The following is a 25,935-nucleotide window of genomic DNA, read 5'->3' as shown; positions in this document are numbered from 1 at the left end:
TTGCGAAAGAAAACAGAAAGCCTTCATGCCGAAGAAGTCGGCGCCGCGCAATCCGTAGGTCACTAACAAGTACGAGCCTAAATACAATGAGCTTCAACTTCAGGTAATAGGCCAACCGGTTTTCTTGGCCGGACTAGAGTGACCATTGCAGTCGGCATGTTGCTCAGACCGCTTTTAAAAGTATTCAGATTTTTATCAACATAAATCAAGACTGCACAAAGCGGCCACTTGTCTAAAGGTAAACTGTCTTCAGTTGCCTCTACAAGTTCTGTTAATAATTCAAAAATAGCTTTTCACTCTATCATTTCCATGAGTAAAGCTTCAGCCGAAATACCCGCCTTTATCGGCCAGTCGCTTTGTTTACCCATTAGGTTATGTGGCAGCGTCAGGCCAAAAGTGAACGCTTTAGGGCGTTCAACTGCCATGAGATTACGTATGCACCAGGCATGTAGGAACGCCTCTAGAGCCTCATGGTCAACATAACCTTCGACAGGCACGATGAAGGCTTTCAGGCGTTCACCTTCGAGCGCAGACATAAGCCGAACAGCCGCAGCCGCAACCTCGGGGAGACTCTGCAAACGCTCGGTAATGCGGGACGGAAACACATTGATCCCACCCACCTGTACACACTCATCGCGGCGACCTTCAGGCAGAAAATGTGTCTGACCCAGCCACTTCAGTTCATCGTCCAATTCATATTCAGTGCCAGTTTCACACTCTGCCAAGGTGGTGGCATTATTACCGCGTTGCCATCGAGGAAGTAATTGGAAGGGTGAGTCGGGATTGCTTCGAACACCAATTCCAGCTGTCTCACTTGAGCCATATACCTCGACCATGCAATCAATGCCTTGATTTTGCAACTCGCGAATTATCGTAGGGTCGCATGGGCCAGTAGAGGTGATGGCTTTAGTCCCCGCCGGAAAGCTGGTGCCCTGACGACTTAGTTGTCGCCAGATAAACGGAAAACCAATCATCAAGTCGCCTGCCCGCAGTTTGCGCTGGTGGATCATCGCGAGTGCTTTCGGCGCGCGTATTACGGCTGGTAATTGCAGCTGTAGCGGCAACAGTATGCTGAAAATAAAGCCATAAATATGGTGGCATGGACTGAGTGCGATGATTCGTTGCGTCGGCAGGTTAGAGCTGGAGCCAAAGTACTCAGCAAAAAAAGATGTCTCCGTGACTAGGGCATCCCACTGCTGCAAGCATTGCTTAGGTGTACCCGTGCTTCCGGACGTAGCAAACGTAACGTTCTCAGTTCCTCGACGGCGGGCAGTTGCAACCAAATCTGCCCACTCCCCTAGGGTCTTAAAGCGCAGCAGATAGTCTTCAAGACCACTCTCATAGATGTTGAAGAACATTGCGACACACGTCGCTAGACTCAGGAGCTCCAGTGAGTCGGCGCCGATTGCTATCTCGTCTTGGTCGAGCGGGGATGTTTCCTGCATTTCACCTATCAGGGTCGACGCGCTCCAGCGCTCGCTACCCGTCTGGTGTGAAGATAGGTGACGCAGGGCTTTGAGCTCGTCAGCCAGTAGCGAGATTATGACAGCCAGGATGCTGGCTTTATCCAGTTCAAGTCGGTTCAAGATGATCCCTGCTGGCTGATTAACGTAAAAGAAGGGTCAGAGACGCTTGACGAAAACCCAATAGGTTTCGCCGGTTAAGGCCTTCTTCATGTGCACTTTTACTTTGGTGGGCTTCATTTGATAGTCGAAGACATATTCGAACATCGTATTGAGGTTGCCATTCTTGACGCCGTCGGCAAAGCGGCCTTGGAACTCGGGTCGATTGGTGCAAGGTGCTACATCACGGAAAAAGTTTTTACCTATTACTTCGCCCGGCTTGCGGCCGGTAATGTCCCCTTCCGCAGCGTTGTACTGCAAGATTTTACCGGATGCGTCGAGCTGAATAGCGCCAAATGCAACCTTGTCGAGCTGTCCAGCCGACATCTTGGCGAGAGTATTCTCGATGTCATTAGATCCAAAGCTTATCAATTGCATGGGTAACTCCTGCTGCTTAACTGCAGCGACATTGTTCAAAATCGTACAAATCTGTACAAACAATATCTTATGTACAGGGGTTGTACAACTCCGGTTTTAAGCAGTTGGTCATTTGTGAATGTGCTCAGGATTAGCGTCCCCGGCCAAGACTGGTCGTGCTCGGCGCGGTTTCAATCATCAGATTATTGGGGGGCTGAGTCGCCTCAGCGAGAGGGAAATGCTAGGTCGCTTACCTGCATTGAGTCCACTGGACGCTACGGCATGGAAATGGGTTGTCACGTCACACTTGTGAAAGACGCCGCCGCCGCGTTCAGTGCAGAATCCAAGCGTGCTGGGTATCACATGGCATCCCTCTATGTGGATCTATGCCCCCACAGGCCTGGCGGCGGAAACTTGCTCACGATTCCTCGAAGGGTTGGTGACACTCCTTAGCCAAGCCTTGGCGGACTTTCCCAATCAACCATTGAAGAATTTGCGCCCGGTATTAGAGGCTGGCATTAGAATCAAGCATGGACTGAAAAAATCTCCGAAGATTGCTCTCTTGGCATTCATCTACCTGAAGCATTACTACCTCGGTTGCGAACAAGGTGAGTCGTCACTGAAGAAGGGTGATGTCGAGCTTCTCAACCAGCCTAGCCTGGAGTCGCTGATTGCTCAGGCCATAGCGGGTTCCGATACAGAGTGGCCACCTTCTGAACACCTAAAGCACCTGAACGGCTACTACGGTCAATGCTTCAAGCCCACAGGAATCAAGGTGCCACTGCAGGTCGAAGCTTGTATGGCCCTCGCGCTGGTAGAGCGGTACCGAGTAGCAGGTCAATTCCAATATGCGAAGGAAGCATTGGCCGCCGCCGCAGTAGATTTCCCGCGACTACCTTACATGAGGGAGGTTCAGCTTGACCCAGACACCGCTATTCGCTGGCTTGACATCATCTATCCGAAACGTGCGCCAGGAAAAATCTCGACACTTGAATGTTACGGTCTGTAGAAGATCGACGGGTTTGGTAAGGTGGTAGGTGTGATCGAATTGCCATTCGCAAAGGATGTCTGCTAATGACCCGAATTCTGCCTCATCTGATCGGCAGCTATGGGTCGCTTTCTGCCGGTCTTAACTCCGGTGTGCTGGTCAAGTCGAATGCGAACACACCGATACTAAGACTAGCAGCAACCATAACCTCTAGCGGTAGATCGACAATGGGGTCAACACTTCCATCTCCTGCGTCACGGCATGTCGCTGTTCAACATTGACTGTTCGCACTCACGTCTGTGCGATCATTCGTCATCTCTGCCCTCCTTGGTTTCCGCTGCGGTAGGGACAGGTGAACATGAGATATGGACAGCACAGCGAACCCCAAACCAACGATCGCCAATCAACTCTCCTGTGGCACTGCATACCTCGCAGACAGTCAACGACGCCTCTACCGCCCTCCTCACCATTTCTCGGCAGACCTCGTCACCGCCATGGTAAATGAATCGCAGCTCGCCCCATTTTTCTTTGATCCGCACTACGGTAATTGCTGGAACTTCGGAATGCGCATCTAGATAAATTTTGAGTTTTGCGCACAGGTCATCCAAAAGCGTCAGCCAGCCTGGGAAACATCCAATTTCACAGAGATTTGGATCGCCCAGCAGCGAGGGATAGCGTTCGCGCAGAATCGGCAGAAGATCGCTAGTCATGGTTCCTCCGGAAGTCACGACCGCATTTTTCTGCCAAGGCAAAAACAGTGGGAACGCCGGCGCTTTTCCGCGCCCCACGTCCCGCGAGTACATAAATCATGTCTTCTGTCTCGAAAAAACAATCTTGGTATTTTCTCTGAAAACCCGAGAGAACCCCATGTGATGTATCGCTCTGCGCATCGGCCGCGTAGGTAGTCGAATTGGCATAAAGCACTGTTGGGCTCAAATCATCTTTTTCAAGCAGACGGACGAGGCGTGGAGTGAATTCAACATCGATGAGCATCCAGATTCTTACAATACAAAAAGACCGTGCGGGAAAAGTCTCAGATGTAATGCGCGCGAGCTCTGCATCGTTGAGCTCTGAACCGTGCCGCATCAATGCAGGCCCAAAGAGCAGCTCCCCCAGTAACTCATCATCCGAAACCGGCATTTTAGATTGCAGTTGTTTCTTATCGTCGGCGGCTGGGTTCATTCGAGGATCGCCAGGATAGTCTTGGCGCTGACGTTTTTCCTGACCCCCGGGCCGAGCAAAACGTAGGTCGTATTCTTGGTTTTAAACAAGTGCACTTCGCTATTAGAACGCTGAAAAGTACTGCGCACCCAATCGCCCCCGCGCCGCTTGCCAGCACTATGAAGTACAACATTAAAAGCATAGATGACATTCGGTTCCAAACCATCGGCAGAGAGCGAAGCACGATAGTCGTCAGGCACTTCAACGTGCGCGATTATCCACTCACGCACCACACAATACTGGCGGCCTGAACAATTCAAAATCGCTTCGGCTTCAGCCTGGGCATCATCCCCCTCAAAGCCAAGAAGTGGCTCGCCGTTGCCATGAAGAAATCCGGCAACGGCATTCAGTGAGTCAGACATTAAGTAACTCTCAAAATTAATACGTTTAGGTTATTCGCCCGCTCGGCTGTAACTCATTTCTGCTTGCTTGTTTAGCTGCAAGGCTTTGAGCAGCAAGTGCCCGACACTGCGATCCAACCTCATCCGATCCATTCGCTGAGTCGTTGGCACCCGCCTGATCGTTGTCAATTATTTGAGCAATCGACAGCGGGATCTAAGTAGCAAAATGGATCAAGAAGCTCATGGAGTGAGATCGACTCTTCCGTCTCCAAGGGGTACGTCAGTGCGTAGCCCCCAAGAACCGTGGCCCAAATTCCTCGGTGGCCCAAGTGCAAATGACGTAACGACTATTGAATGTTTCAATGACGCTATAGCCGCTGATCATGGTTCTGCTCAAGACGCTTGAAGTATGGATAGCGTTGCCGTCGGCAAACCTTCCAAAGCGATCTCCAAAAACCAGGCCTACCGCGCAATATCCGTGAAGTCGGGCATGGCAAAGGTATGCCGTAATAGGCTCGCCGAAATTGATCCTCATGGCTGCTGCGACTACGCGTGGTACTACTGGCGCGTCGGCCTGGGTGAGTATCCGAGAGGCAAGAGCCTCTTTTCTTGTCTTCATATTCATTGGACTGAGTGAAACGGCCCGAGAGCACCATTCTCAAACCACCAATGTGCGACCACATATAGCCCTCCTCCCTCCACTTGGACGACCATGTATCCGTCGCGGTGCGATCTTTTTTCAATCGGAGGTGTATGCACAGGCAGTCCTTCGGGAAATCGATTGCAATGATCACAAAACATCAGCCCAGTCATCCTCGGCGGCCGCTCAAGTGCACAAGCCAAAAATCCAACAACGTCATAATCAGGAATTGCCTCCCGAGCTCTTTGAACGACGGTAGGCAGACGCGAAAACCTGAAGTCAGCCATGGTCGCTCCAAAAGTTTTGATCCGGTACCGGCTATACCTTGGGTCATTCCGATCCTGCAAAATAAAGGTCATTGAATATGCACCTCCAAGCCCTCTTTAAACCCAGTGCTCTCTCCTGGGTAACCTCGTGGATTCGAGATGATCCGGCAGCCCACAAGCTCAATATCAACAGCTTGATGCGTGTGTCCGAACACCCACACATCCGCCTTTTCAATTAACTCAGGCCAGTGGTTTGTGTACGCGGCAGTCAAATGTCCATCATGCTTGTCGCCGACAACCGCAGGCGTTGGAGAGTGGTGAGTCACGACAACAGTCGGGCCAGAAAATGGTTTTTCCAGTTCTTGAGTTAGCCAGGCGCGAGACTTTTTGTTTCGGGTGACAAGGTCATCCGGGTGCAAGCGTCGAAAGGTAGAATCTGCCCGAATCAATCTGAAATCATTCATCCACTCCCACGCCAAATTGCTGGCTGCGACTGCATCGCCGGTCGATGAAAAATCAGTCCAGGCTGTTGTTCCAAGAAAACGAATTTGCTGCCAAACAAATACTTCGTTTTCGAGTACGTGGACATGGGGCGCGGCTGCGTCTTTCATTTTTTTCAGCGTTTTGTCGATGTGACCTTTGTAATATTCATGGTTACCGCAAACATAAATCACGGGGCACGAAAACGTCTCGTTGGCCCAGGTCACGCCTCGGGCAAGGACGTCGATGTCACCCGCCAAAATGACAGCATCTGCATTTACGTTGGGCGGTTGAAACTCGCAAAATTCAAGATGAAGGTCTGAGTAGATCTGGATTTTCATTACGTCACGCAACTCGATTTAGCGGGATATAGGACAGTTTTGTAAGGGGAACCGGAGAGCCGAAATAGATCGACTAAACCCGGCGATTTCTCGATTTACATATATATTGATAGATATCTAATTCCTTAACGGGCAACCAATGGCGAGCCTCATGGATTCGGCCAATCCATCGATGTTCGCCGTCGCGGGCTACCGAGCAACTCGCTCGACGACGCAATCGTTGTCGTCGAATGACTATAAGCATTTGTGCGCAACGATGCAATCGCGGCATACCGTTTTGTTTTACAGGAACGTCTAAAATGTCGCTTCGCAACGCCTTTGCAGCAGCGCTGCAATTCCTGCGGGCCCACCAGCGATTATCTCAACTGGACATCTCCAAGCAGACCGACCCATCCCACGTGAGCAGATTAGAGTCAGCACAAAGATCTGTTTCTCTTGAGAAAAGCAAAGAGCTCGCCCAAGCACTGAATCTGGAGCCTCTCTCTTTCTTAGCGCTTGTGTATGCGTCTGAGAATAGGGAGTCGCCGCGTTCTGTTCTCCAGCGTGCTCACGATGACCTCGAATCGTTTGGCTTGTTGGATTCAGAAATCCCGGCGCAGCCGAGCAAGACGGATCATCCGCGAGTAGTTGAGTCAGCTGATTTGAAGCAAAAAATCGTCAAGCTTTTGGAGGAAGGGAATTCTCAGGCGCAGGTCGCCCGGATCCTTGGTGTGGCTAAGTCGACAGTTACCCGGCGCTTGCAGAAGAAAGAAGACAACTGACACCAAATGGAATCAACTTTATAGGTGCCATTGGCTGAGCCTTTTGATGATATTTGGCAGACAGGAAGCGAGTTCTGTTGGCAACGTTTTCGGCGCGGCCCCTTCACTCGCGTATACGTGTTAAACCTTATAGCGCATCGGCATGTGTTCTAGCAGAAGGTCGACAAGCGCTTTCGTTTTGGCGGCAGTAGCTGCGTTTTGGGTAAATCAGCACCGCCGCGCCTGTGAAATAGTTAGGAACGATAAGAATTGAGTCAGCACTTCAGCCAGAGCTCCCGATCCGGGCTGGCGCTGTCAAAGCGAGTCTTTGTTTCGGATATTCAGTTAGCAAATCCAAGCTGATTCAACTGCCCTTTCAGAAAGCTTTCTTTCAACACTTTCGGAAATGAGAACGCCAGCTTCCACATCACGTAGATAAAGCCGATCGGTACGACCAATCCCATCCATCCGCCCATCAACAGTCCAACGAAGCTGAGCGGAATGAAAAGCAACGCAAGCACGCCGGCGCTCAATCGCATCTTGCTGATCCACGTCTTGAATCCATTTTCTTCATAGATTTTCTGGCCGTCAGACTTTTTGATTGCAAACAAAATGTAGCCAAGTCGCCCCAGCTTCACGAAGTAAAATTCACCTTCGATGCCTGGCCGCACGTAGGACTGAACGAGCTGCCCTACCCCTACCTTTTTCACAAGTTTCGTGCTTCCGTCGTTCTGGGCAATGCGAAGGTAGGTGTATTCACTACCGTCTGGTTTGTCCTGAGATGGCCCAACCACTTCCAGCTTTCCGCTGACAACTGTTACTTCTGACATCACACGCATCCTTGGCCATTAATTTTTTGACATCAAAACGCCATTACGGCGAAATCCTAAGTAAGTCTTAGCACGACGTAAATTCAAATCTAAGAATCTCTTAGCTTTTGGGCAAAAGAGAAATGACGATTTTTGGTAAGCGTCTTAATCAGGCCAGGAAGGCGGTGGGTCTCTTTCAGGAAAGGCTGGGGATTCTCGCAGGGATCGAAGAGGCTTCTGCCAGCGCAAGGATGAACCAATATGAGAAAGGTGTTCACGAGCCTGGCGTGGGGACGGTCAAACAGATCGCTGAGGCCTGTGGTTACCCAGTGGCTTTCTTTTACTGCGAGCAGGATGATGAGGCTGAGCTGGTTGCCTTATTTCATAAATTGAAGAAGGGGCAGCGGGGGGAAGTGTTGGCTGCGGCCAAGAAATTAATTGATGGCTGACTTCAGACGAGACCGGACTGCTTTGGGGGTGATGTTGGGTAATACCAAAGCAACAAACAGCCTCTGGTAATTGGCTTCGCGTTGCGTGACGACCTCGGCGAAGCATCGCCGAGATCTTGCCGCACGGCAGTTAAAGACGGATCAGTGGATACTGCTGCTTCAAATTTCGTATTACTCTTCGGGCAAAACGAGTAACAACAACCACAGTTAAACATCCGAACGCAAAAGGCCAAGCTTTCCATCCTTGCTCACGCAATAAATCGAGAGTGGCAAGGCAAACTTGCCGCGAAGAATTGGCAATCCCGACCATGACCAACGGCAGAAGTACCCACGCGGCTATTTTACGTGCCAATGGCGATTCTACACGCAGCTTTGCCTGTTCTAGCAGTCGTTTAAGTTGATGCATTACGTCCATCCTGTTGTATTTCGCTGGTGGTGGTAGCTGGAGGTTTTATCATGGCATCGAGCGGGTTAGGCGCCTAACCAAACTAGGCCTTTAAAATTCACTGACGCTCCGAAAGTTGCTGACTCCGCCCCCCCTACAGTTAGAAATAGATGTGGGGTTGTCTGGGCATAGATGCAAAACAGTTTTGAACCCGATGGGATCTGAGAAGGCTGTGCTTGGGCATGAAAAAACTGAGTAAAACGCTGACGAACTTCGCCTCATGTTCGAACAAAAAGACTTATGCTGACGATAGAGGCTGATGCGCCCCTCATTCTTAAGTTCCCCCACTCGCTTACGGTCTTGATGGCACCCTTCAGGCTCTATACTTGAAAATAACGAGCACAAAATTCACTACAGATGTGCCTTCGTCTTTGGACGATAGCGTGAGCAAGACGGCCTCCCGGTTGCGATGGAGCGCTTACGAGAGCCTGATATCCGGGAGAGAGCTTTTGGCCCAGTGGTCAGGTGCTTCGCCGCTCAGGTAGGGTAAAACCTCGCGGGGCGTATCTGCGAAACGAGTAGTACTGTTACCTTTATCGTCATACCTGAACCGGTGATTGCCTCCGATGACCGCCCCCAAGGAAGCACGCTTGTTCGGATGCAAATCTCCCGCGGTCACTTTTGCAGGAAGGATCCTGAACTGGCCTAATGATTCTGGACACCTTCATCGGGCGCTATGATGGCGCCCAAATCAGAGGTGTAAATTGACTAAAGCCATGCGGGTTTCCTGCTCCACCGAGGTCAAGCTCAAGGCTGCCGCCTTGGTGTTGGACGAGAATAAGTCTGTCCAAGATGTCTGCGCCAACATGAATATCGGCCTGACCGCACTGCGTCGGTGGGTGGATCAGTTGCCCTATACACCCATCCGACCTCCGTACCTTTCACGTATGATCCTCAGAGGATGCGCAGTATGGCTCTAGAAGCCGGTTAGCCCGGCCCGAGGGATACGCCGGCTGGCCACATTGTTCGCAAAGTCGTTTGATTGGTCAACGGGTGGGACGAAGGATGAAATGGAAGACCAAAACTTTGGAGCAGATCGCAGTGATGATCTGCGGCGACAACACTGAAAGCTATTTTCAGTACCTCAGCGGCCCCAACCTGACACGCTTCTTCAAGGATGCGGACACCGACCTCGTCCATGATGGCGGAACTCGTCGATTCTGGGTGGCCAACGCCCTGGAAAAACTCCTCGACTTCCCTTCAACAAACGCCCAGATGCCGCCGGATGCCATGTTGCGTGTAATCCGCCTGCTGATGGACGCCGAGGATGCCCACAACGAGAAGCCACCCCGCCTGCTGGCTCTCAAGGCACTCAACGGCGCGATCAAGCGTGAAGGGTTTGAAGCCTTCTACGGTGACGATGACCAATGCTATGTCCGACATGTCGGAAGCGGCACGGTAGCGAGCGAATCGGCAAGCCCCCACCGGCCTCTCACGGCGGCAGAAACGGAGAAGAAGAACCGGCTAATCGAGTACCTCGACCAATGCTCCGAAGACGACCTTATCGAGCACGTCCTGCTTCCCCTCTTCCGTCAGCTTGGCTTTGCCCGGATAACCTCAGCCGGGCACAAGGACAAAGCCCTGGAATACGGGAAAGACATCTGGATGAAATTCGTCCTGCCTACCCAACATGTCCTGTACTTCGGAATTCAGGTAAAAAAAGGGAAGCTGGACTCTTCAAGTGTGACCAAGGGCAGCCAGGCCAACGTCGCTGAAATACACAACCAAGTACTCATGATGCTGGGCCATGAGATCTTCGACTCGGAGCTCAGTAGACGAGTCCTCGTCGATCACGCCTTCATCGTTGCCGGGGGTGAAATCACCAAAGCGGCTCGCAACTGGATCGGTAACAAGCTCGATCAATCCAAGCGGAGCCAGATTCTTTTCATGGACAGAGAAGACATCGTCAACCTCTTCGTGGTGTCGCCATTACCCGCCCCTCAAATGCCCAGAGCATCATACGACCCGGTGTTCGATGACCCGATCCCCTTCTGACGGCATATCTGATCTCCCAAGGCTGACATCGCGCTGAAAGCCTACCTGATAACGCAAGTTGTCCGGGATCGAAGAGGCTCGGGGCTTTTGATTCACAAGGAAGATATGACTCAAAAGGGAAGGCGCCCGGGAGGCATAGACTCATAGCGAATTGCGGCCCTCGCCCACTGGTCGCCCTTACCCGCTGCCCTTTGAATGGACGAAGGCGTGGTAACAAGCCACTTCCCAATCTTGGGCTTAACCAGTGGCTTGGACATCCGGGCGTGGCATGCGGCAAGAAAGGGCTCCATTTTCTCAACAATATGCGGCTCAAGATGAGCCGTTTCTGTCGATTCATAACGAGCTACTGCGCGATATACCAACCCTCTAGGCAGTTCATAACCGGTATCCCAGAACACTGCTGGAACCTCCGAAGCAGGAAAGCTCGACTCCACAGGCAAGTAGTAAGGGCCAAGGTCAATGATGAAGCCGTTGAGCTCAACCCAATAGTGGGAATGCTCTCCAGCGTCGGATGCGTACCCTTGGATCGAGGCGCTACGTTCGTCTCGCGATACAAGAAAGGCTCCGAAGTTTCCGCCCACGACGGCAGGACTGTGCCCCAACGCCTTGAGAAGCCTGTGAATCCCGAAAGACGCGTACATGCACCGCTTATGGTAGTCGTCAGGAAACTGGCCTCTCAGGCACCTGTCGACCACACAGAGAATTCGCTCAATCATCACAGCGTCAACCAAAACGACCTCCTGTATGGAAAATGCAGCTCGGTCAGAGAGCAGATGTACCGAACCAGTTCGCTGATTTACCCGGCTTATGAAGCGATCGCCCAAAGGCCTTTCTGGACATGAGCCAGTTTTTGAAGATGTAGCTACCTGAGAGCAGATCATCCCCGATGCTAAGACCTCAGGTACGCGAAGAATCCGGCCCAGTCATGGGCCTGATACTTTTCCAGCATCCGCTTGGGAAGCTTGATTTGGGAAATGCTGTAGTCAATGGACTTTTGCCATTCAGCCTCATCTAGAATCTGCCGGCCTGTGAAATATCGAACCTCGTCCTCGAGAGTGTTATAGATCAAGAAAATACGATCAGGATTCACGCTGACGGCAGCACGACTAAGCCCTCGCTGATTATTCCAGTTTTCCCCACTCTTGATTTGGACTTCGAAATAGCGACCTTCATGCCCGACGATCCCATCGATGCCCTTGTCGTCAACCAGCGATGGGAACACGTCAAATACTTCCCCGAGCAAGTATCCCCAGATGGCAAATTCGTTCCGCTTGCCGATCGCGAGCTTGTTTTTGATCTCTGCTTTCACTGACCTACCCTACCCTACCCTACCCTACGCCAACTCAATTGAAGCCTTAGGCTACCACTGCCGGCGGATCCAGGACGTGTCTTGGTCAAGATGGGGCTTCGGTCACCCCGCACCAGCCTTATGATCATGGTCTAGCTGTCTGGGGAGGACTGGGTCACTCACATACAGTCAAGCCAGGCGGTCGGTCGATCGGTCGGTCGGTCGGTGGCCAGCTTGAGCAAAGCCCAGATAGCTCGCCACCACCAGAGCCACGTTGTTAATTCCAGGCGTTTACGATCAAACCCGGAAGCTCATTTTCGCCTCAAAGATCATCAGATCGCTGACTTCGTCTCTCACCATTTTTCTGACGATGCGCGAGTCGACGTGGACTTCGCCATCCGATCCGATCCAGACCATTTCTGCATAATCTGCGAGCATGAGGTCGGCCAGGCCACGGCTGAAGCCGTCCCGAATCGGCTTGATCCTGAGATCATCGTCGGTACCGTATTTGATCCGCTTATAGAAGCCAGCCTCCAAAGCACCGACACCGTTGAGCACTTCCACGAACTTGAAGATTCGGTTGTCGAAGAAATCCTCCTCGTTCTTCAAATGCACGATAGCCAGGGGTTGACGTACCTCACCGGGATAAATACAGACATGCACGGCTTGCATTCGTCAGTGCGATCGATACCTGTACTGCTATGACGCCGAAGCCGCAACCAACGCTGACTTGATGACGTCGGCATACAACGCCAGCTTGGATCTGGTCAAAAAATATGACGGGATCCATGGAAAGCAATGTGGAGCCGCACCAACAGCACCGTTGTTGAGCAAGGCAGAATGATCCGCTGATCTTCAAATAGCCAAAAATCGACCACTCGAACCAATGCTGGCCTCCCTGATTTTTCCATCACCTAGGCCAGTGTCGTGCCCGCTCCCCCGAAGACCCGCACTCTAATCGCCCGGCCAACCCGGCGCAGCTCTGATCGATACCGCGACAGCCACAGGGCTGATTCGCCCCGCATCGCCACCAACAGATTGGCTGCGGCAGCAAGCTTAGGCCTCTACTGTCGATTTTTAAAAAACGTGATTGCGCCGCAGGCTCGACACGTTGCCAAAACAAACCGCGTGCTAGATCCTGAAGCTGCTCAAAATCCATTTTATCTCACGACTTGCCGAATGTATGGCCAGGCAACTTGCCTAGCTCCAGCGGCGTTCCGTCTGCTAGACACCAATCCATCATGCACAGGAGGCCATCCGCCGGCGCCCCTAGATAAATTAGTCACCAGCTTTGGCCTTCTTTACTCAAGCAAGCCGAACTGTCCCTTATTAAGACTTTGAGCTAACCCGCATATTGCCCCTTGAGATTATCTCCATCATCTGAATCGATTCTACATGACGCCAGAGATGCACGATGATTTGAATCAAGCAGTCAACGGACGCTTTCAATTGCGGCGCTGATACCGGCATCGAATTGACATAGTTATCTGGAAAACGGAGAGCATCATGAAATCCAATACGAATTCGAATTATCGAGAAGTGCTGTTTCACGATACTGCTGCCGATGCCTTCTTTCTTATCGGCTCTACCGCCAACACCAACAGGGTGCAAAAGCACAGTGACGGGAATACCTACCCCTACGTTGCGTTGGATGTATCGAGCGCCTCGCATCCCATCTACACAGGTCAGCAGCGTACGGCTACCCATGAAGGCCGCATTGCTGGTTTCAACCAACGCTTCGCTGGATTTAGCTCGCGCGACCAGCTGTGATTCATTATCTACTAGCTCATCCGCTTCCCAAACCAGCGACCCCGAGCAGCCCCTTAACCCAAGGGGCTGCTTTCGTTTGGTCGCAAACAAGTGGTCTAGATTCGTTGTTGCATCACAGAGGTGCGGGCCGTGCCTGGACAGATCCAAATTGCTTTGGGTTTTGTGATTGATTCCAGGAAACATAAGTGAGGCGACGCCTGCCCTACTCTCGTCCGTCTTATCGTCTACGCCATCGCCCCCTTCATCAGCCCCTGCCAGAATGCTGTACGAGCCATCATTCAACCGGTTCCTTCCGCCGTTATATTGCCGGTCAATCGCGCCCATATCTATCCAACTCGCTTCGCTCTACGACTGCGGTCACGTAACCGTGCTCCAGTGTCCAGAAACACATCTGAATATTTTTGCTTTCAAAAGAGCCATGCCGGGTTTGGGCTGGTTGAGTTCGAAGATCGTCAGCCGTGATTGGCGGAGCTTCTGGTTAAACAGCAATGCAGTCTTGGAGCCCTCCCTCGTTGTCTTATGGTCGATGCCGAACTGTGCGGCATCCGCATCCGCATCAGCTTCCGACTCTGGCACGTAGAACCTATCGGGGAGTAATGCCAGATGTCGAAAACTGCTTCGCATCCCATCTACACAGGGAAGATTCTAGCCGTTGCAAAAAGCCCGCCCTGACCGCCGGGCCATCTTATTAGCCGTGTAGGTAGGCCGCCCCCTCGGTAGAGGGGCCCGTATTGAGGAGAACGTCGAGAAGGCAATACGTGACGTTATGTAGAGCCTCAGCGGCGCTTCGGGCCATAAAGCTGGTTTAAAGATCAGCAAATATGAACCATAGGAGAAGCCCAGCCGGGGTGCTATGACGCGAAGGGTGACTAGAGGAGACTCTACTTGGACAATTATAACTCTCTCCAACTAGGCAGCACATCTGCACCATATTGCGTTTTCCACTCTTTAAGGCGGCCATGATTTGAGCCCCGGGTTTCCACGACTTCTCCGGTGTGAGGGTTTCGATACCGGCGCAACGGTTTTGTAGTTGAATTCGCAGCGGCCTTCAACTTCTCTTCTGATAAGAGTGCTTCGAACAGATCTTCAACCAGTGAGGGCGCAGAGACCGACGCCGCTGGCCTCAATAATCTGAGAACATCTGTAGCACTAAAACTGTATCGGGCTTTCAACGCTACAAATTCCTGATAGAATCGGGCGTCCCTATCTAGAGAAGTGTCATCTTCGATTTTCTTTAGCTTCCCCATAAGCGCTAAGTAATCCATGATCGCAGTCATCACCTATCCCCCCTATAATAAACACCGACTCGTTGATTATCCTCGCCCGCGCGATCGTATAGCCCACAAGTGGCAACTGCGAAACCTGACAGGACGGCAGGCGTGCCATTGAGAGTTACATACCTCACGCCTCATCACCTGCGCTAGTGTCAATGCCCGGAGAGATGCGATCTATCAGCACTTTTATACCATCACTGCCGTGAGTTTCATGAGCCTCAACGAGCTCTACCAGCTCCACTACTTCCTGATCCGTGTACCCGTATCGGCTTATTAGCTCATCAAGCTCGGCACTGAATGCCCGATCCAGTTGATAGTTGACATCGCTGGTCTCAAGCGCATGCATGTCGCTGTCAATTCGTGCCAGCAAACTCTTAATTTGTAGGTGCCTTACAAACGTATGGGGTCGATTCATAGCTGCCTGCCCGCTCGGACTTGACTTGACTTGAGTGTAGCGCATGAAATGCACCGCTCAAAGCCGACAGTAGCGTTTAGCATGCGTGTCGCAAAACATAAAAGCCTGTATAATCAAGTAATTAACTTTTCCCGTGGAAAGACCAAAGACTTCCTGACGCGACGGACGGACGTTTTGCTATTCATTGGCCATCCCACAACAGATGATCATAGACGCCCATCTAAATTTATCTTTCTAAAACAGATAGTTAAAGCGATTGCATCACCAAACCGTAACAATCGATCGAACCGTTTTCCGATGAGAAATACAGTGCCATCATAGCCGGGCCAGCTATGCGTGAATGGCATATTATCAATTTATGCTTAAAGACGCTTAAAGCGAGCGCTAAATTTAACATTTTTGAGAATATCGGCCTTGCGGTTTTTTTCGATAGCAGCGCCTAGCCCCCTGTTCCGTCGCTCCCCGAAGCATAAATGCTCTATCTCGGTGGTGTCAGAGCTTCTCGAATATAGACATTTTCTCATATATTGACAGTTGGGTCGTGCATTCTTGGACGGCGGATGTGCACGATCACGCTAAATTTTACGGTGACAAAGAGGGAAATAGCGACTCAACCCGATCGGCGCTCGGCGTCCTTTAACCCTCCGTGCTTCCATGTCTCCGTGGGAACGGTGCAACCTATGGGTGTATCCCATCGCCTAGCTCCTCACGCCTACACTGCCTCCGTGAGGATTGAACGCGCTTGCATGGTCAGGTAGCTGTTTGTTTTTGGATTCTAAGTAGTACCAACTTGGGTACCTTGACCACTATCAGAAGATCTACCTTTCTAACGAGCCACTGCTGCACTTCGATGTTCCATAATTTTTGAAGGTAACAGATTTTCTCCGCCGCTTGTTCATATTTAGAGTCATTAACGATCCCTTAGCAACCAAGCCAGTCGAACGAGATCGTCGATGGGTAGATTCTGAAGTGCGCTGCTCCAGATGGCATCGAGGTGATAAGACTGGAAGCACCGTGTTAGTAATTTAAGCTCGTCGCGCGTCACCGGAAAAGAACTGGCAGTGAATATTAAAGTTTGGCGTATAAACCACACCTCTTCTTTGGAGATAAGATCAAATGCCGAACCCAGAAGTAAGTAAGCAATCGCTAACGAGCGTGGCGGGGCCGACTCGATATTTTTAACCATCTGCGCAACGGTTGGTTTGTCATACTCATGCGAATTTAACTTCGAACCTCGGGCAGCTACCAGGAACCAACGGGCGGCGCCGCCATCGCTAACAAGGTTACCCTGGTACAAGAAGATGCCAAGCAAGAAGTACAGCGAATATTTGGATGGGCGCATATACGCAGGTACCACAGGCGCATATTCCACCCAAACCTGAATCCGCAAAACTATTCGACAAATTCTAGTTTCGGCTGATGCAGTTTGGTATCCCCAACGGTCGCGAGAAACCAGCCCTACCCCATGATCGAAGTACCCTCGCGTTGTTTGCTGCATATACGCTTGCCAGCCTCCCGTGAAGTTGCTCAGGTGCCCTTTTTCCAACTGCTGTAGCAATACTGGCTGGCGATGTGCGGCACAGAGAGCTGAGCCTCTGTTACGCCATGCACGCCGCAACGCAGGAGCTCTCATCGCGGCCACATCTTCCTCTAGGCATTGGGCGCAGAAGCGGCGGTTATCATTTTGATCCACTGCATTGATCGGCAGACGAAAGCGCTCCGTCACATGGGTGCTTGTCGGGTCAGGGAACGCCTTCAGGAAGACCTCAGACCTGTAGAGGTCATCGCACTCAAGGTCTCTCGCATCCTGGCCATGATCTTGGGAGCGAGGGCTGCCAAGCAGCACCTCCGGATTCCAGGGTTTGTGTTCATCTGCATAGTCGACCTGCTCCGCAGCATTCTTGGTGCTGGAGAGCTGACTGAGATCGTGAGCGGTAGCTAGCGCAAACGGGGTGGCCGTAGGCTGCAGCAGCGCGGTGCACCATTCCAGAAATCCATCGTGAATGACAGTGACCGCGCTCGACGCCGCATTCCGTGATAACCATGAGCCCAAGGTTTCGTCATGAAGTGGCGTCAAGTAACCTGAGAATGCCCCGCGTTGCTTGCGGCTGCCGCTAGTAAGCGAATCGATTGAAGCTGAGCGCTGGTTATAAAGACAGCTTGAGCTGCCCGACACAGTACTCAATGAAAGACCTTTTTCTGTAGCTCCTCCAGGAGCGACAAACGGCGCAGCGACTGGCCGATCTGTCCGTGTGATAGGGATGACAAGGTTAAGCTCCAACTGTACCTCTATCTGCCGATCCTCGCCCAATACGAAAGGCAGTAGGATTTGCATGCCGCGTAGAGTGTCAGATGCGTCGGGTTGGCGCCTAAATAAGTCATCGCACCCAAGTTCGCTTTCAGGGCTTAAAAGATCTTCTGATCCTGCTGGTTGATCAAGTGCTGCGTCGCTTGAGTGACTGAGTTCGTCGGCGATTGAGCCGATTGATGAAATGGCGGCCTCTGCTTCTTTAGCTTGTTTGGTTTCTTCAGTGCCTTCTGCTCCTTTTGTTTCCTGTGCCACCTTCTGCTGTTTCGCTCGTTCAAAGCGGGCAGGTGAGCTCGGAAACGCATCATTTGGTGGCAGCGGGTAGGAGTCAAACGTGTCAAAGTAGGTGGAAGCCTTAGTTGCCACTGAGGCTGCCATAAGCCCCCTGACCACCGTCACGGTGTTCCCGACCAACCCCTTTGTGTGTGCGTGCAGAATGCCAACGTCGAGCCCACAGAAGGTCAAGGGGCAAGGATAAAGCGCTAGAAAGGATGACGCACCCAGGTGAGTCTGCTCAGTCGCGAGATCGGAATCTGCTCCGACGGAGGCCAGCGTAGATTGTCGAACCAGCACCTCCCGTGGCTCGCTGGCTGGTAGCGGTAAGAGCGCCCGTCCCTTCGCTCTGAGAGAGAGTAGGAATGTGTTAACACGGTTGCCGGGATTGCCCATCCGCATGACCGTCGCAATGTCACGGACGAAGTCCAGGTAGTGCGGGTCGCAAGGCATTGGCTCCAGATCGACGTACTCGACATCAATCTTCATCGCTTGCGCAACGTGCCCCACTTCAGTCAATGGATCGCGTAGTCCACAAAGCACAACGCAGTGGCCGTAAGGTGGTTGGGTCAGTTGCTGGATGGATCCATAGATGTTTTGGACTTTCATCTGGCGCTTATGAAAAAAATCGTGAGCATCTTCGCAGATAACAGCCTGATAACGACGCAGATGGATTGCTGCCTCGTAATGCAGCCTGACTTTCTGGCCTGAGATCATGTCAACAGAAGAGCTGGGTAAGCCCAGTGACTTCAAGAAGTGGGAAGAAAAAACAAAGTCTGCGTTAAAGGGGGCTCGGGGGACGAAAACGGCTCGGATGTTTTTGCGCAACAGCATTGAATGGAGACGTGAAGCGAAAGCGCTAGCTCCCGCTCCAGCCTCTCCTCTAACGATAATCAGCTTGCCATGAGTATTCCCTCCATACTCGCCGATCGACTCAAGTACGCTTTCAAGCGGCGCTTGGTTTGCAGAGCTCCCAATCCAGCGCCGCCCCATGTTGAAGGCTACTCCAGGAAAGCTGGAAGCCGGGCCTCAAAACAGGCATCCAGCAGCGCTTCGTCGATGCATTCATGCCCGGTCTCGATGGCCAGCTTGGCGGAGGTGATCAAGACCCAAACGATATCGCGAGTGCTACCACGGCAGTTCGATACCAGGCTTTCTTGGATTTCACAGGTATCCAGGGTTGATGGCTTGCGCAACGGCATGAACCGAACGAACGCCTTCAGGAAGCGAGACAAGTCTTCCCCAGCTGCATGCCACTGGCGGATTTCCCACACGCCGAAACGCGATCGCAGTTGAGAATCAATGCCCAAGAAGACCTTCAAATCTTCTGTACCCGCAACCACTAAGCTGACCCCAAAATCACGATTCGCCATCGCACGCAGGTATGTGTAATTGGGCTGGATCAGCATGCTTTTCACGCCAGCGAGCGCATTGCCTTCATCGAGAATGCAGACAGCCAGCTTCATCTCTTTGATACGCTCGGAAATGCGTTTGATGCCGGACGCGGTGCAAAGGGATTTTACCGACTGCGTGAACCCCAGATGGCTGAGGAAAACCTGCTGCAAGTCAATGTGCCGGCCGTAGTCAGACAGATCGATGGTGAGAATCGATGTGGCGTCGGGAGTATTGAGCCGCGTTACAGCATGCTCAATCATTTTCGTCTTTCCGATACCACTGATGCCTATGAGCCCCATACAGGATCGGCTACCAATTCGCGTCGCGTGGATCATTCGCTCGATCCCCGTGATGAATGTTTCGCTAGTGTTAGTCTTGATCCAGAGCGGGTTATCGCAATACATGATGCGCTCAGGGCCATCGAGCATTGCTACCTGCTGAAGCTTCTGAGCGAGATGCGGAAAGTCCATAGCTATTCCCCCTCGAAAGGTTCGACATCAAGAGCAAAGTTGCGGGTAGCCTGCTTGCTTTTTTTGCCAGGCCGCTGGTGATGGGTCACCAGCCCAACTTCCTTATCAGCGTCATTGATCTCAAGCTGCTTACGCATGGCGGGAGTATCAAGCAGGATCGACTGGCGAAGCTGATCTGCGCGGGCGAGGAACGCCTTTACGGCGCGCTCACCCAGCTTGCCAGCGCGTTTGAGGTACTTCTGCAGGATCGCCTTCGCGGTGAGCGTACCGGTGGTTTTCTCGCAGCAAGGTACTTCAATCCACTGCCCTTCGAACCGAGCCAACACCATCGACAGGTTGGCCGAATCATATTTCACTCGAATTGGCTTCCCGATCATGTGGCGAAGCACATCGTTTGAGTAGCGGAAGCCGTTCACCTTGAGGCCGGTTTTCGACATCTTAGGGTGCTTCTCTGGCAGCACCTCGATGATGAAATTCTTCACATCGTGCACGCGACGAGGCGCCAAAGGACGGCCTTTCGCATCCCGAAGCGCTTCCCGCCAGCGATCACGTGGAGTCTTGCCATCCTCTCCAGCGGTGTCGTGGTATTCACACACGGCCAAGGTGAAGTACCGGGTGAACTCTTCCAGCGTCATTACAGCGTGCTTTTGCGGATTGAAATCGCGATCCTTGCGCGGCCGCGATCCTGTTCCTCCGGGAAGCATATGGACAAACCCAACGTTCAAGGTACCGAGGACGCGCTCGCAGATACCCCCGTCTTGCTTCTGGTGGCGATGTCGTAGCTTGATCCCCTCCAAGGCGCAGGCAGCGACGAGGTTGCCCGAACGGAACTCACGAGCATTGTCGGTTAACAGTTCATCGAACACGCCGTAGAACTCGTACTCATGATCCTTCAGGCCAACGCTCTTCATGAACGTTTCTTTACTCATCACTGCATGCTTCAAGGTGTGAGCAACACTGGCCAAGCTGGGATACCGAAAGCTGATATAGAAGCCGAGGATGACTTTCGTTTTCGCGCAAACGGCTATTGTGATCCAGGGGCGCCCAACAGGGTCTTTTCGGTCATACCGACTCGCGAGGAAAACGTCGGCTATGGTGTGATCCATTTGTACCTGTTCGAGCGCGCGACTGAGCTCGCGGAAGCCGTCCCGAAGCTTGAAAGCGTCGTCAGCATGATTCTTCCCGTTTACCTGACGATCTTTCATGTGCTCAGGCAGGTTATTCATCCGATCGCATACAGTTTCATACGAGGGCACGTTGTCGATTTTCAATTCAAAGCAGGCTGCTTGGACGCCCTTCCAAACTGTCCGATAAGATGCACCCTCCCCCCGAAAAAGCCATACATGCTCAGCGATGATCTTTTCGACTTCAGGGGAGATGGCCTTAGTTCCTTTCTTGCGCCCGCGCTTTTTACCGAGCAAGCTGATAGGGCCTACTTCAATATTAAAACGCTTACGCACTTCGTAGTAGCGCTGGACACTCAAACCGCATTCCTTGGCGGCTTCATCGACTGACAAGTTATCGGCAAACTGCTTTTCTATGATTTCAAAGCGATGGCGCGCCTGCTCTTTCTGCTCTGGTGTGAAATCATCACCCAGGATTAAGGCTCGCTTCGCGGTTTTGTCTGCAATCTTCGCAACAGCCGCCTGAAGTAACGTCTCGTGATCGACGGACTCTACCTGGGCGGAGCTCACAAGACGCAGTGTGTCGTTACGGATGCTTTTAAGATGCAGCTTTCGGGTGGTCTCGTCGATGCCCTCGACGACCCAGATATCCCCTTCAAAATTTACAAGCTGTTTGCTGCCGTCTGGATTGGTGTATGTGCCCATGGCACACCTCCACGCGACCAGCCGGCGCCGCTGAGGCGCAAGCACCGCGCTGGTCAATAGTCCTTGAGACACCGATGATACCGGCGCTTCCAAGGATATAAGTTTTGGGCTATTCCGAAGGGTAGCCCCCTGGCTTTTCCGTAAACGCCTCGCGATTCAGCGGGTGGAAGCGCAGCACCTCATGAGAAAACAGTCGATCAATTTCTGTAGCCACCGTCTTGTAGGATGGCGACTTGATGCCCGCTTCTTGGCACCTGGCCCTGACGTCGTTCCACACAGCTCGCTTAGTGCTGCATGCGTCGAGCCACCCGGCTCGGATAGCATGCTCGACGATCTCTGCAGTTCTCGCAGGAAGCGCTGACGGCTCTTGCGCCAGTTCTGCGATTCCGCGCAGCGACCGGGCGTCAAGGGACTGAGGGTCGAACGGACTTTTATGAGGCCAACTTTCGCTGGCCTTAAACTCATCAGCACCCATAGGAAGTTTCACTGCCGCAGGCGCGATAATCACCTTCGCAGGAAGGTGAGTGAACGACACCGGTTTGAACTCATGCTTTCCTGGATGCTGAACGCAAAGCATCAGTGAAGCATCGGCTCTCATGAATCGGAGCTTAGGCAGCAACTGACACGATCCCGGTATTGCCGGGAAAAACCCATTGCCTTGAATCAAAGTGCGAGGGCTGTACGTGGTCGGGATAGCACCGGTTTTGATGAGCCTTAACTTGGGTGATTTAGCATGAGCCATGAAGAGCCTCGCTTAGTAAGTTCTGCTAGCACGTGAAGAAGGTTCTGCCTACTTGGCATCCGACACTTTTCGACTTAGGCAACACTTCCTGAGTAGGTTGTGTATGCATGACCATTAATGGCGTTAAGCCATAAATTTTCAAAACAACACTGCCTTGTTTGAGGTCTAGCAGGCAAACCGACTACGTCAAATTCTATAAATTTGTTTTTTTAATTAGTTCAATTAGTTCAATAGGTTGAATGTAAAATCTTTACGCTGTCAAAAAACTGAAATGAAGAAAATCCAGGGTGGATTTTATTTTTTTTAACCCTGCAGAGGGCGTGAGGGAGGAAACGCGAGGGTTGCGAGGGGATCGGTTTTTAGCGGCTGGTCACAGCGCTTACAATACTGCTGCGGCAAATTTGCGTGCGATCCAGGCTTTCTACACTTATGCCAAAAGCCGTGACCTCAATATTGATGACGCCATCTTGGCCTGCCAATTCGAATCGATTCTGGCTTTACTGGACGGTTACGCCATTTGGCTCCAAAGCGGCCGTCGAGCCGACAACCTAGTCGCCCGAATCGGCAAAGCTGAAACCGCACCTTTTCCGCAGATCGATCCGCGCACCCGTGACCAGTACCTGCGGCTGCTGAAGCAGTACCTGTCCTGATGTGTCACCTGTTACATCCCGCGCGTCCGTCAGAACTCAACTAACTTGGCTAACATCGAGGTTATATTTACAGATGTCGCCGACGTCACTGAACGGCGCTTTGAGAGCCATATCATCAATGCTCGGCCGGACCGCAGTCGTTACCGCAGCCTGACAGATACGCAACTCCAGATCATTCACACACTGATTCGCCCGGGCGACGCAGAGAATCCGTTTCCGGAACGACTGCAGTTGCGCAATTGGCTAATGATTGAATTGCTGCTGGAGACCGGTATCCGTCGCGGAGAGCTTCTGAAGCTCTACACCACGGATATCAACCAGGGTTCTCAGCATGCCTATGTCAGCATCAATGATCGCGAACATGACCCAGGCGACCCGCGCGCTGAAGAGCCCGCGTTGAAAACACACGGGCGGACGGTAGGTATTTCCGCGCAGTTGTATGAGGTCTATGAGCGCTATATCCAGTGCGATCGGCGCCCCATACGTAACGGCAGACCAATGAAAATGCTGTACCGCTATTTGTTCATCTCTGACCGAGGCCGTCCGCTGTCGATCCGCGCGTTGTCTAACGTCCTTGATCGGCTGTTTCTGACCATTGAACTGGCTCATCCGAGACTATTGCCTACACTTTTTGCTCATGACTTTCGCCACACTTTTGCCGACCGCTTTTTGGCTTACCTGGTGGAGAAGCGTGGGCGTGACCTGGAGCGGGCCACGGACGAACTCCGACGAGTCTGCGGCTGGTCTGACACTTCGACGATGCCACGCTGTTATGCAAGTCGTTATCTAGCCAAGTCGGCCAACCTCCACAATGCCCAGGGTGCCTCGGCAGCCTAGAGCCGACTTTAAAGTTAAGGAGGTTCGCCGTGACCAAATCAGCCGATCAAGAACACGCGTCACCCTCCTCCTCTTTGCCGGCTTACGTATTCAAGGGTCCGGCTCAGGTTGCTATTCGAACTCGCACTAATGACCAGCCAAGGTACGTCGATACTCGATTGAATGTGTGGACATGGTACGACGGTGGAGTTGCACTGAAAATTGATTGGGCCGAACTTGACTTAACTCCAGAGTTTAATGAAATCGCCAAAGGCTTTATGGCATATGCATTAGAGAAGTATGCTCCCCATACAGCGTTCATGTTTGCAAGAACTTTTGTTTATTTATCAAGTGCCAGTCTCGCCCGCCGCTTTCCTTGGGATCGTCAAGATTTAATCGCCCAATTAGAAGGGTTCAAACGCTCCCGGCATAATCTCATTGGTTCCGCAGGCTTTATCCCTGGGGAGTTGATAGAGGGATTAAAGGTTTTGATCTAAATACTTACCTAACGATCAAAGATACAAAGTCAGTACGGATTGACCCGTATGCGCGAATTTTTCTCTCGCAGTCTGGTTTAGACCTTGATGAGCAAGTTCGGTTGCTCAAACGCATCGAACGAGAGGTTTTATCTAACTCTTATGTCGCGTGTTCGCGCGCGCGAGGCTCGCTCTATTTTGTTCCGGATAAACTTCTCAAAGCCTTTAAGCAAGCGAAATGACCTGACCCGCCCATCTAAACGTTTTGTCTATCTGACAGGATCTTTCCATGTACTGGTCAAAGTACCCGCTGCAGCCCTCCCTTACTGACGCATGTATACAGAACCCACACAAAATGAGTGTTCATTGGAACAAAAAAGGGCCTTACTGACAACCTTAGGTATGACACCACATTGCTAGCCTGCCCGGTCAAGAGGATAGTCCGCCCGGTGCCAACTCCCCGTGCCACAGCGCCTTGAGTTTTTCGATGAACCACAATCCCGCCGGTCCCGGCGGTTGCGACGGCCGATGAAAGGCCGACATGGTCAGAATAAATGTAGCATCCGCGCTTTCATATTCATTTCACGTTAACCTCCAGCTCATGGATGAACATGGTTGAGCGCTTCTATCGAGACATCACGGTGTACTTGCGCGACGGCACCTTCCCTCGGTGCGCAAGTTAGAAAGCCCATTACAACGTTCATGGCATTACGCAATGCTCAGCCGACCCGGTACGTTTGGATCGCAAAGGGAGAGGAGATTTTGAACAAAATCCAACGCGCGCGTGAGGCACTTGAAGCTGCATCCAACAAATACATTATTTCGAGAACGGCAGACTAGCTATTTCTGGGGTGAGCAACGCTCTTCCTGCCAAAAACATAGCGTCTAACTTCCTGCCATCTCATCTTCACCAGCCAATTTGCGTCGCATTGAAAGTTTCTGGTGGGAGAACAAAAGAATGGCTCGTATTCAAAGAAGGAGCTGTAATCCAATGTGTGGGCGTGCATTGCGGATGAATACTGAGGGTTACTTATTAGGTCCTGTTTAACAGCATCTCGATTAGTCCATCTGATAGAACTTGCAAAAGTCGTAGTCCCGTTAATGAAAAGATCGATGTCAGCCTTGTATGCTTCATTTTCCATAAGCTCACGAAGTACTGCGCCTTGATTTGTATGAGCGTTTAATTCAGTGCGCGCTATTTTATGTTCGTTCGCGTATTCCACGGAACTCATGTTGGCTGTCGCCAAGTCATGGCAGTGAGTTAATTCGTGTGCCAGTACACACGCCTTTTGAGGGACAGATAGCCCATGCGCGCCGACCAAGAGGAGGTTGCCACTAATCGCCTGCCCATAAGCCTTCAAAGTCAAATCTTCACGCACTACAACTGCTGCCAAAACAGGGTCAGCCAACATTGCTCCACCAGTCTTGGTAGAGCCCAATGCCTCTAAAGCTTTTACCCAATCTTGCGGGACGTTCAATTAGGTAATCTCCATGTTAAATCAACTAGATTCCGAGTGAAGCACAAACTAGCACCG

Annotated in this window: 24 protein-coding genes and 2 pseudogenes; 9 read left to right on the top strand and 17 right to left on the bottom strand. The window is 51.9% G+C overall.

The window, feature by feature from the left end:
* Positions 1–293: 293 nt before the first annotated feature.
* Positions 294–1,358, bottom strand: a complete 1,065-nt coding sequence (locus RGW60_RS07705) for an AMP-binding protein (RefSeq protein ID WP_322203551.1) — start codon at positions 1,356–1,358, stop codon at positions 294–296.
* A 264-nt stretch (positions 1,359–1,622) separates the two neighbouring features.
* Positions 1,623–2,000 (bottom strand): photoactive yellow protein, encoded by a 378-nt coding sequence (gene pyp / locus RGW60_RS07700; protein ID WP_322170296.1) that lies wholly within the window; start codon positions 1,998–2,000, stop codon positions 1,623–1,625.
* A 328-nt stretch (positions 2,001–2,328) separates the two neighbouring features.
* Between pyp and RGW60_RS07690 the strand changes: the two genes are divergently transcribed.
* The gene (locus RGW60_RS07690; protein WP_322207006.1) at positions 2,329–2,988 is read left to right on the top strand and encodes a hypothetical protein; all 660 of its coding nucleotides are present in this window, start codon (positions 2,329–2,331) and stop codon (positions 2,986–2,988) included.
* A 284-nt stretch (positions 2,989–3,272) separates the two neighbouring features.
* Here the strand turns inward: RGW60_RS07690 and RGW60_RS07685 are convergent, their stop codons facing one another.
* The 4 genes from RGW60_RS07685 to RGW60_RS07670 all read right to left on the bottom strand — a co-directional run bounded on the left by RGW60_RS07685 (position 3,273) and on the right by RGW60_RS07670 (position 6,256).
* Positions 3,273–3,677 carry a hypothetical protein gene (locus RGW60_RS07685; RefSeq protein WP_322170299.1) on the bottom strand — a complete coding sequence of 135 codons (405 nt, stop codon included), beginning with the start codon at positions 3,675–3,677 and terminating at the stop codon, positions 3,273–3,275.
* Complete coding sequence (locus tag RGW60_RS07680; protein ID WP_322170301.1) at positions 3,670–4,149, bottom strand: DUF6957 family protein; 480 nt, start codon at positions 4,147–4,149, stop codon at positions 3,670–3,672. Before RGW60_RS07680 ends, RGW60_RS07685 begins: the two co-directional genes overlap by 8 nt.
* A complete protein-coding gene (locus RGW60_RS07675) occupies positions 4,146–4,550 on the bottom strand; it encodes a DUF6957 family protein (protein WP_322170304.1) in 405 nt (134 codons plus the stop codon). The genes RGW60_RS07680 and RGW60_RS07675 overlap by 4 nt, the downstream gene beginning before the upstream one ends.
* Before the next feature lie 974 nt (positions 4,551–5,524).
* A complete protein-coding gene (locus tag RGW60_RS07670; protein WP_322170306.1) occupies positions 5,525–6,256 on the bottom strand; it encodes a metallophosphoesterase in 732 nt (243 codons plus the stop codon).
* A gap of 299 nt (positions 6,257–6,555) precedes the next feature.
* Between RGW60_RS07670 and RGW60_RS07665 the strand changes: the two genes are divergently transcribed.
* Complete coding sequence (locus RGW60_RS07665; protein ID WP_322170308.1) at positions 6,556–7,017, top strand: helix-turn-helix domain-containing protein; 462 nt, start codon at positions 6,556–6,558, stop codon at positions 7,015–7,017.
* 320 nt (positions 7,018–7,337) lie between these two features.
* On the opposite strand, the gene RGW60_RS07660 is transcribed toward RGW60_RS07665, so the two are convergent.
* Positions 7,338–7,826: a hypothetical protein gene (locus tag RGW60_RS07660; RefSeq protein WP_322170311.1), complete on the bottom strand. Its 489-nt coding sequence runs from the start codon at positions 7,824–7,826 to the stop codon at positions 7,338–7,340.
* A gap of 122 nt (positions 7,827–7,948) precedes the next feature.
* Here RGW60_RS07660 and RGW60_RS07655 point away from each other — a divergent pair, with 122 nt between their 5' ends.
* On the top strand, positions 7,949–8,254 hold the full coding sequence (locus RGW60_RS07655; protein ID WP_322170314.1) for a helix-turn-helix transcriptional regulator: 306 nt from the start codon (positions 7,949–7,951) through the stop codon (positions 8,252–8,254).
* A 130-nt stretch (positions 8,255–8,384) separates the two neighbouring features.
* Here the strand turns inward: RGW60_RS07655 and RGW60_RS07650 are convergent, their stop codons facing one another.
* Positions 8,385–8,660 carry a hypothetical protein gene (locus tag RGW60_RS07650; protein WP_322170316.1) on the bottom strand — a complete coding sequence of 92 codons (276 nt, stop codon included), beginning with the start codon at positions 8,658–8,660 and terminating at the stop codon, positions 8,385–8,387.
* A 743-nt stretch (positions 8,661–9,403) separates the two neighbouring features.
* On the opposite strand from RGW60_RS07650, the gene RGW60_RS07645 reads away from it, so the two are divergent.
* Both RGW60_RS07645 and RGW60_RS07640 read left to right on the top strand, forming a co-directional pair.
* Complete coding sequence (locus tag RGW60_RS07645; protein WP_322203547.1) at positions 9,404–9,619, top strand: transposase; 216 nt, start codon at positions 9,404–9,406, stop codon at positions 9,617–9,619.
* An 85-nt stretch (positions 9,620–9,704) separates the two neighbouring features.
* The gene (locus RGW60_RS07640) at positions 9,705–10,694 is read left to right on the top strand and encodes a hypothetical protein (RefSeq protein ID WP_322170318.1); all 990 of its coding nucleotides are present in this window, start codon (positions 9,705–9,707) and stop codon (positions 10,692–10,694) included.
* An 889-nt stretch (positions 10,695–11,583) separates the two neighbouring features.
* Here the strand turns inward: RGW60_RS07640 and RGW60_RS07635 are convergent.
* A complete protein-coding gene (locus RGW60_RS07635) occupies positions 11,584–12,003 on the bottom strand; it encodes a hypothetical protein (protein ID WP_322170321.1) in 420 nt (139 codons plus the stop codon).
* A gap of 276 nt (positions 12,004–12,279) precedes the next feature.
* Complete coding sequence (locus RGW60_RS07630; RefSeq protein ID WP_322170324.1) at positions 12,280–12,654, bottom strand: hypothetical protein; 375 nt, start codon at positions 12,652–12,654, stop codon at positions 12,280–12,282.
* 834 nt (positions 12,655–13,488) lie between these two features.
* Between RGW60_RS07630 and RGW60_RS07625 the strand changes: the two genes are divergently transcribed.
* A complete protein-coding gene (locus RGW60_RS07625; protein WP_322170327.1) occupies positions 13,489–13,752 on the top strand; it encodes a type B 50S ribosomal protein L31 in 264 nt (87 codons plus the stop codon).
* 893 nt (positions 13,753–14,645) lie between these two features.
* On the opposite strand, the gene RGW60_RS07620 is transcribed toward RGW60_RS07625, so the two are convergent.
* The 6 genes from RGW60_RS07620 to RGW60_RS07595 all read right to left on the bottom strand — a co-directional run bounded on the left by RGW60_RS07620 (position 14,646) and on the right by RGW60_RS07595 (position 22,458).
* Positions 14,646–15,029, bottom strand: coding sequence for a histone-like nucleoid-structuring protein, MvaT/MvaU family (locus RGW60_RS07620; RefSeq protein WP_322170330.1), 384 nt, complete (start codon positions 15,027–15,029; stop codon positions 14,646–14,648).
* Between the two features lie 124 nt (positions 15,030–15,153).
* Positions 15,154–15,441, bottom strand: coding sequence for a hypothetical protein (locus RGW60_RS07615; RefSeq protein WP_322170332.1), 288 nt, complete (start codon positions 15,439–15,441; stop codon positions 15,154–15,156).
* A gap of 910 nt (positions 15,442–16,351) precedes the next feature.
* Positions 16,352–19,015 carry a TniQ family protein gene (locus RGW60_RS07610; RefSeq protein ID WP_322170335.1) on the bottom strand — a complete coding sequence of 888 codons (2,664 nt, stop codon included), beginning with the start codon at positions 19,013–19,015 and terminating at the stop codon, positions 16,352–16,354.
* An 8-nt stretch (positions 19,016–19,023) separates the two neighbouring features.
* A complete protein-coding gene (locus RGW60_RS07605) occupies positions 19,024–19,887 on the bottom strand; it encodes an ATP-binding protein (RefSeq protein WP_322170338.1) in 864 nt (287 codons plus the stop codon).
* Positions 19,888–19,889: 2 nt separating this feature from the next.
* A complete protein-coding gene (locus tag RGW60_RS07600) occupies positions 19,890–21,716 on the bottom strand; it encodes a Mu transposase C-terminal domain-containing protein (RefSeq protein WP_322170341.1) in 1,827 nt (608 codons plus the stop codon).
* 109 nt (positions 21,717–21,825) lie between these two features.
* Complete coding sequence (locus tag RGW60_RS07595; protein ID WP_322170344.1) at positions 21,826–22,458, bottom strand: hypothetical protein; 633 nt, start codon at positions 22,456–22,458, stop codon at positions 21,826–21,828.
* A 320-nt stretch (positions 22,459–22,778) separates the two neighbouring features.
* On the opposite strand from RGW60_RS07595, the pseudogene RGW60_RS07585 reads away from it, so the two are divergent.
* The 3 genes and pseudogenes from RGW60_RS07585 to RGW60_RS07575 all read left to right on the top strand — a co-directional run.
* Positions 22,779–23,945 (top strand): annotated as a pseudogene (locus RGW60_RS07585) (tyrosine-type recombinase/integrase).
* A 29-nt stretch (positions 23,946–23,974) separates the two neighbouring features.
* Positions 23,975–24,421 (top strand): hypothetical protein, encoded by a 447-nt coding sequence (locus RGW60_RS07580; protein WP_322203539.1) that lies wholly within the window; start codon positions 23,975–23,977, stop codon positions 24,419–24,421.
* 539 nt (positions 24,422–24,960) lie between these two features.
* Positions 24,961–25,240 (top strand): annotated as a pseudogene (locus tag RGW60_RS07575) (IS630 family transposase); the annotation flags it as partial.
* Here the strand turns inward: RGW60_RS07575 and RGW60_RS07570 are convergent.
* Entirely contained in the window at positions 25,237–25,878 is a 642-nt protein-coding gene (locus RGW60_RS07570; RefSeq protein ID WP_322203537.1) for a hypothetical protein, read from the bottom strand. The pseudogene RGW60_RS07575 and the gene RGW60_RS07570 overlap by 4 nt on opposite strands.
* Positions 25,879–25,935 lie beyond the last annotated feature (57 nt).

The sequence above is a fragment of the Pseudomonas sp. AB6 genome (assembly GCF_034314105.1).
GTDB lineage: Bacteria > Pseudomonadota > Gammaproteobacteria > Pseudomonadales > Pseudomonadaceae > Aquipseudomonas.
Note: the sequence above shows the minus strand (reverse complement) of the source record. Positions and strands in the feature narration are given on the sequence as shown.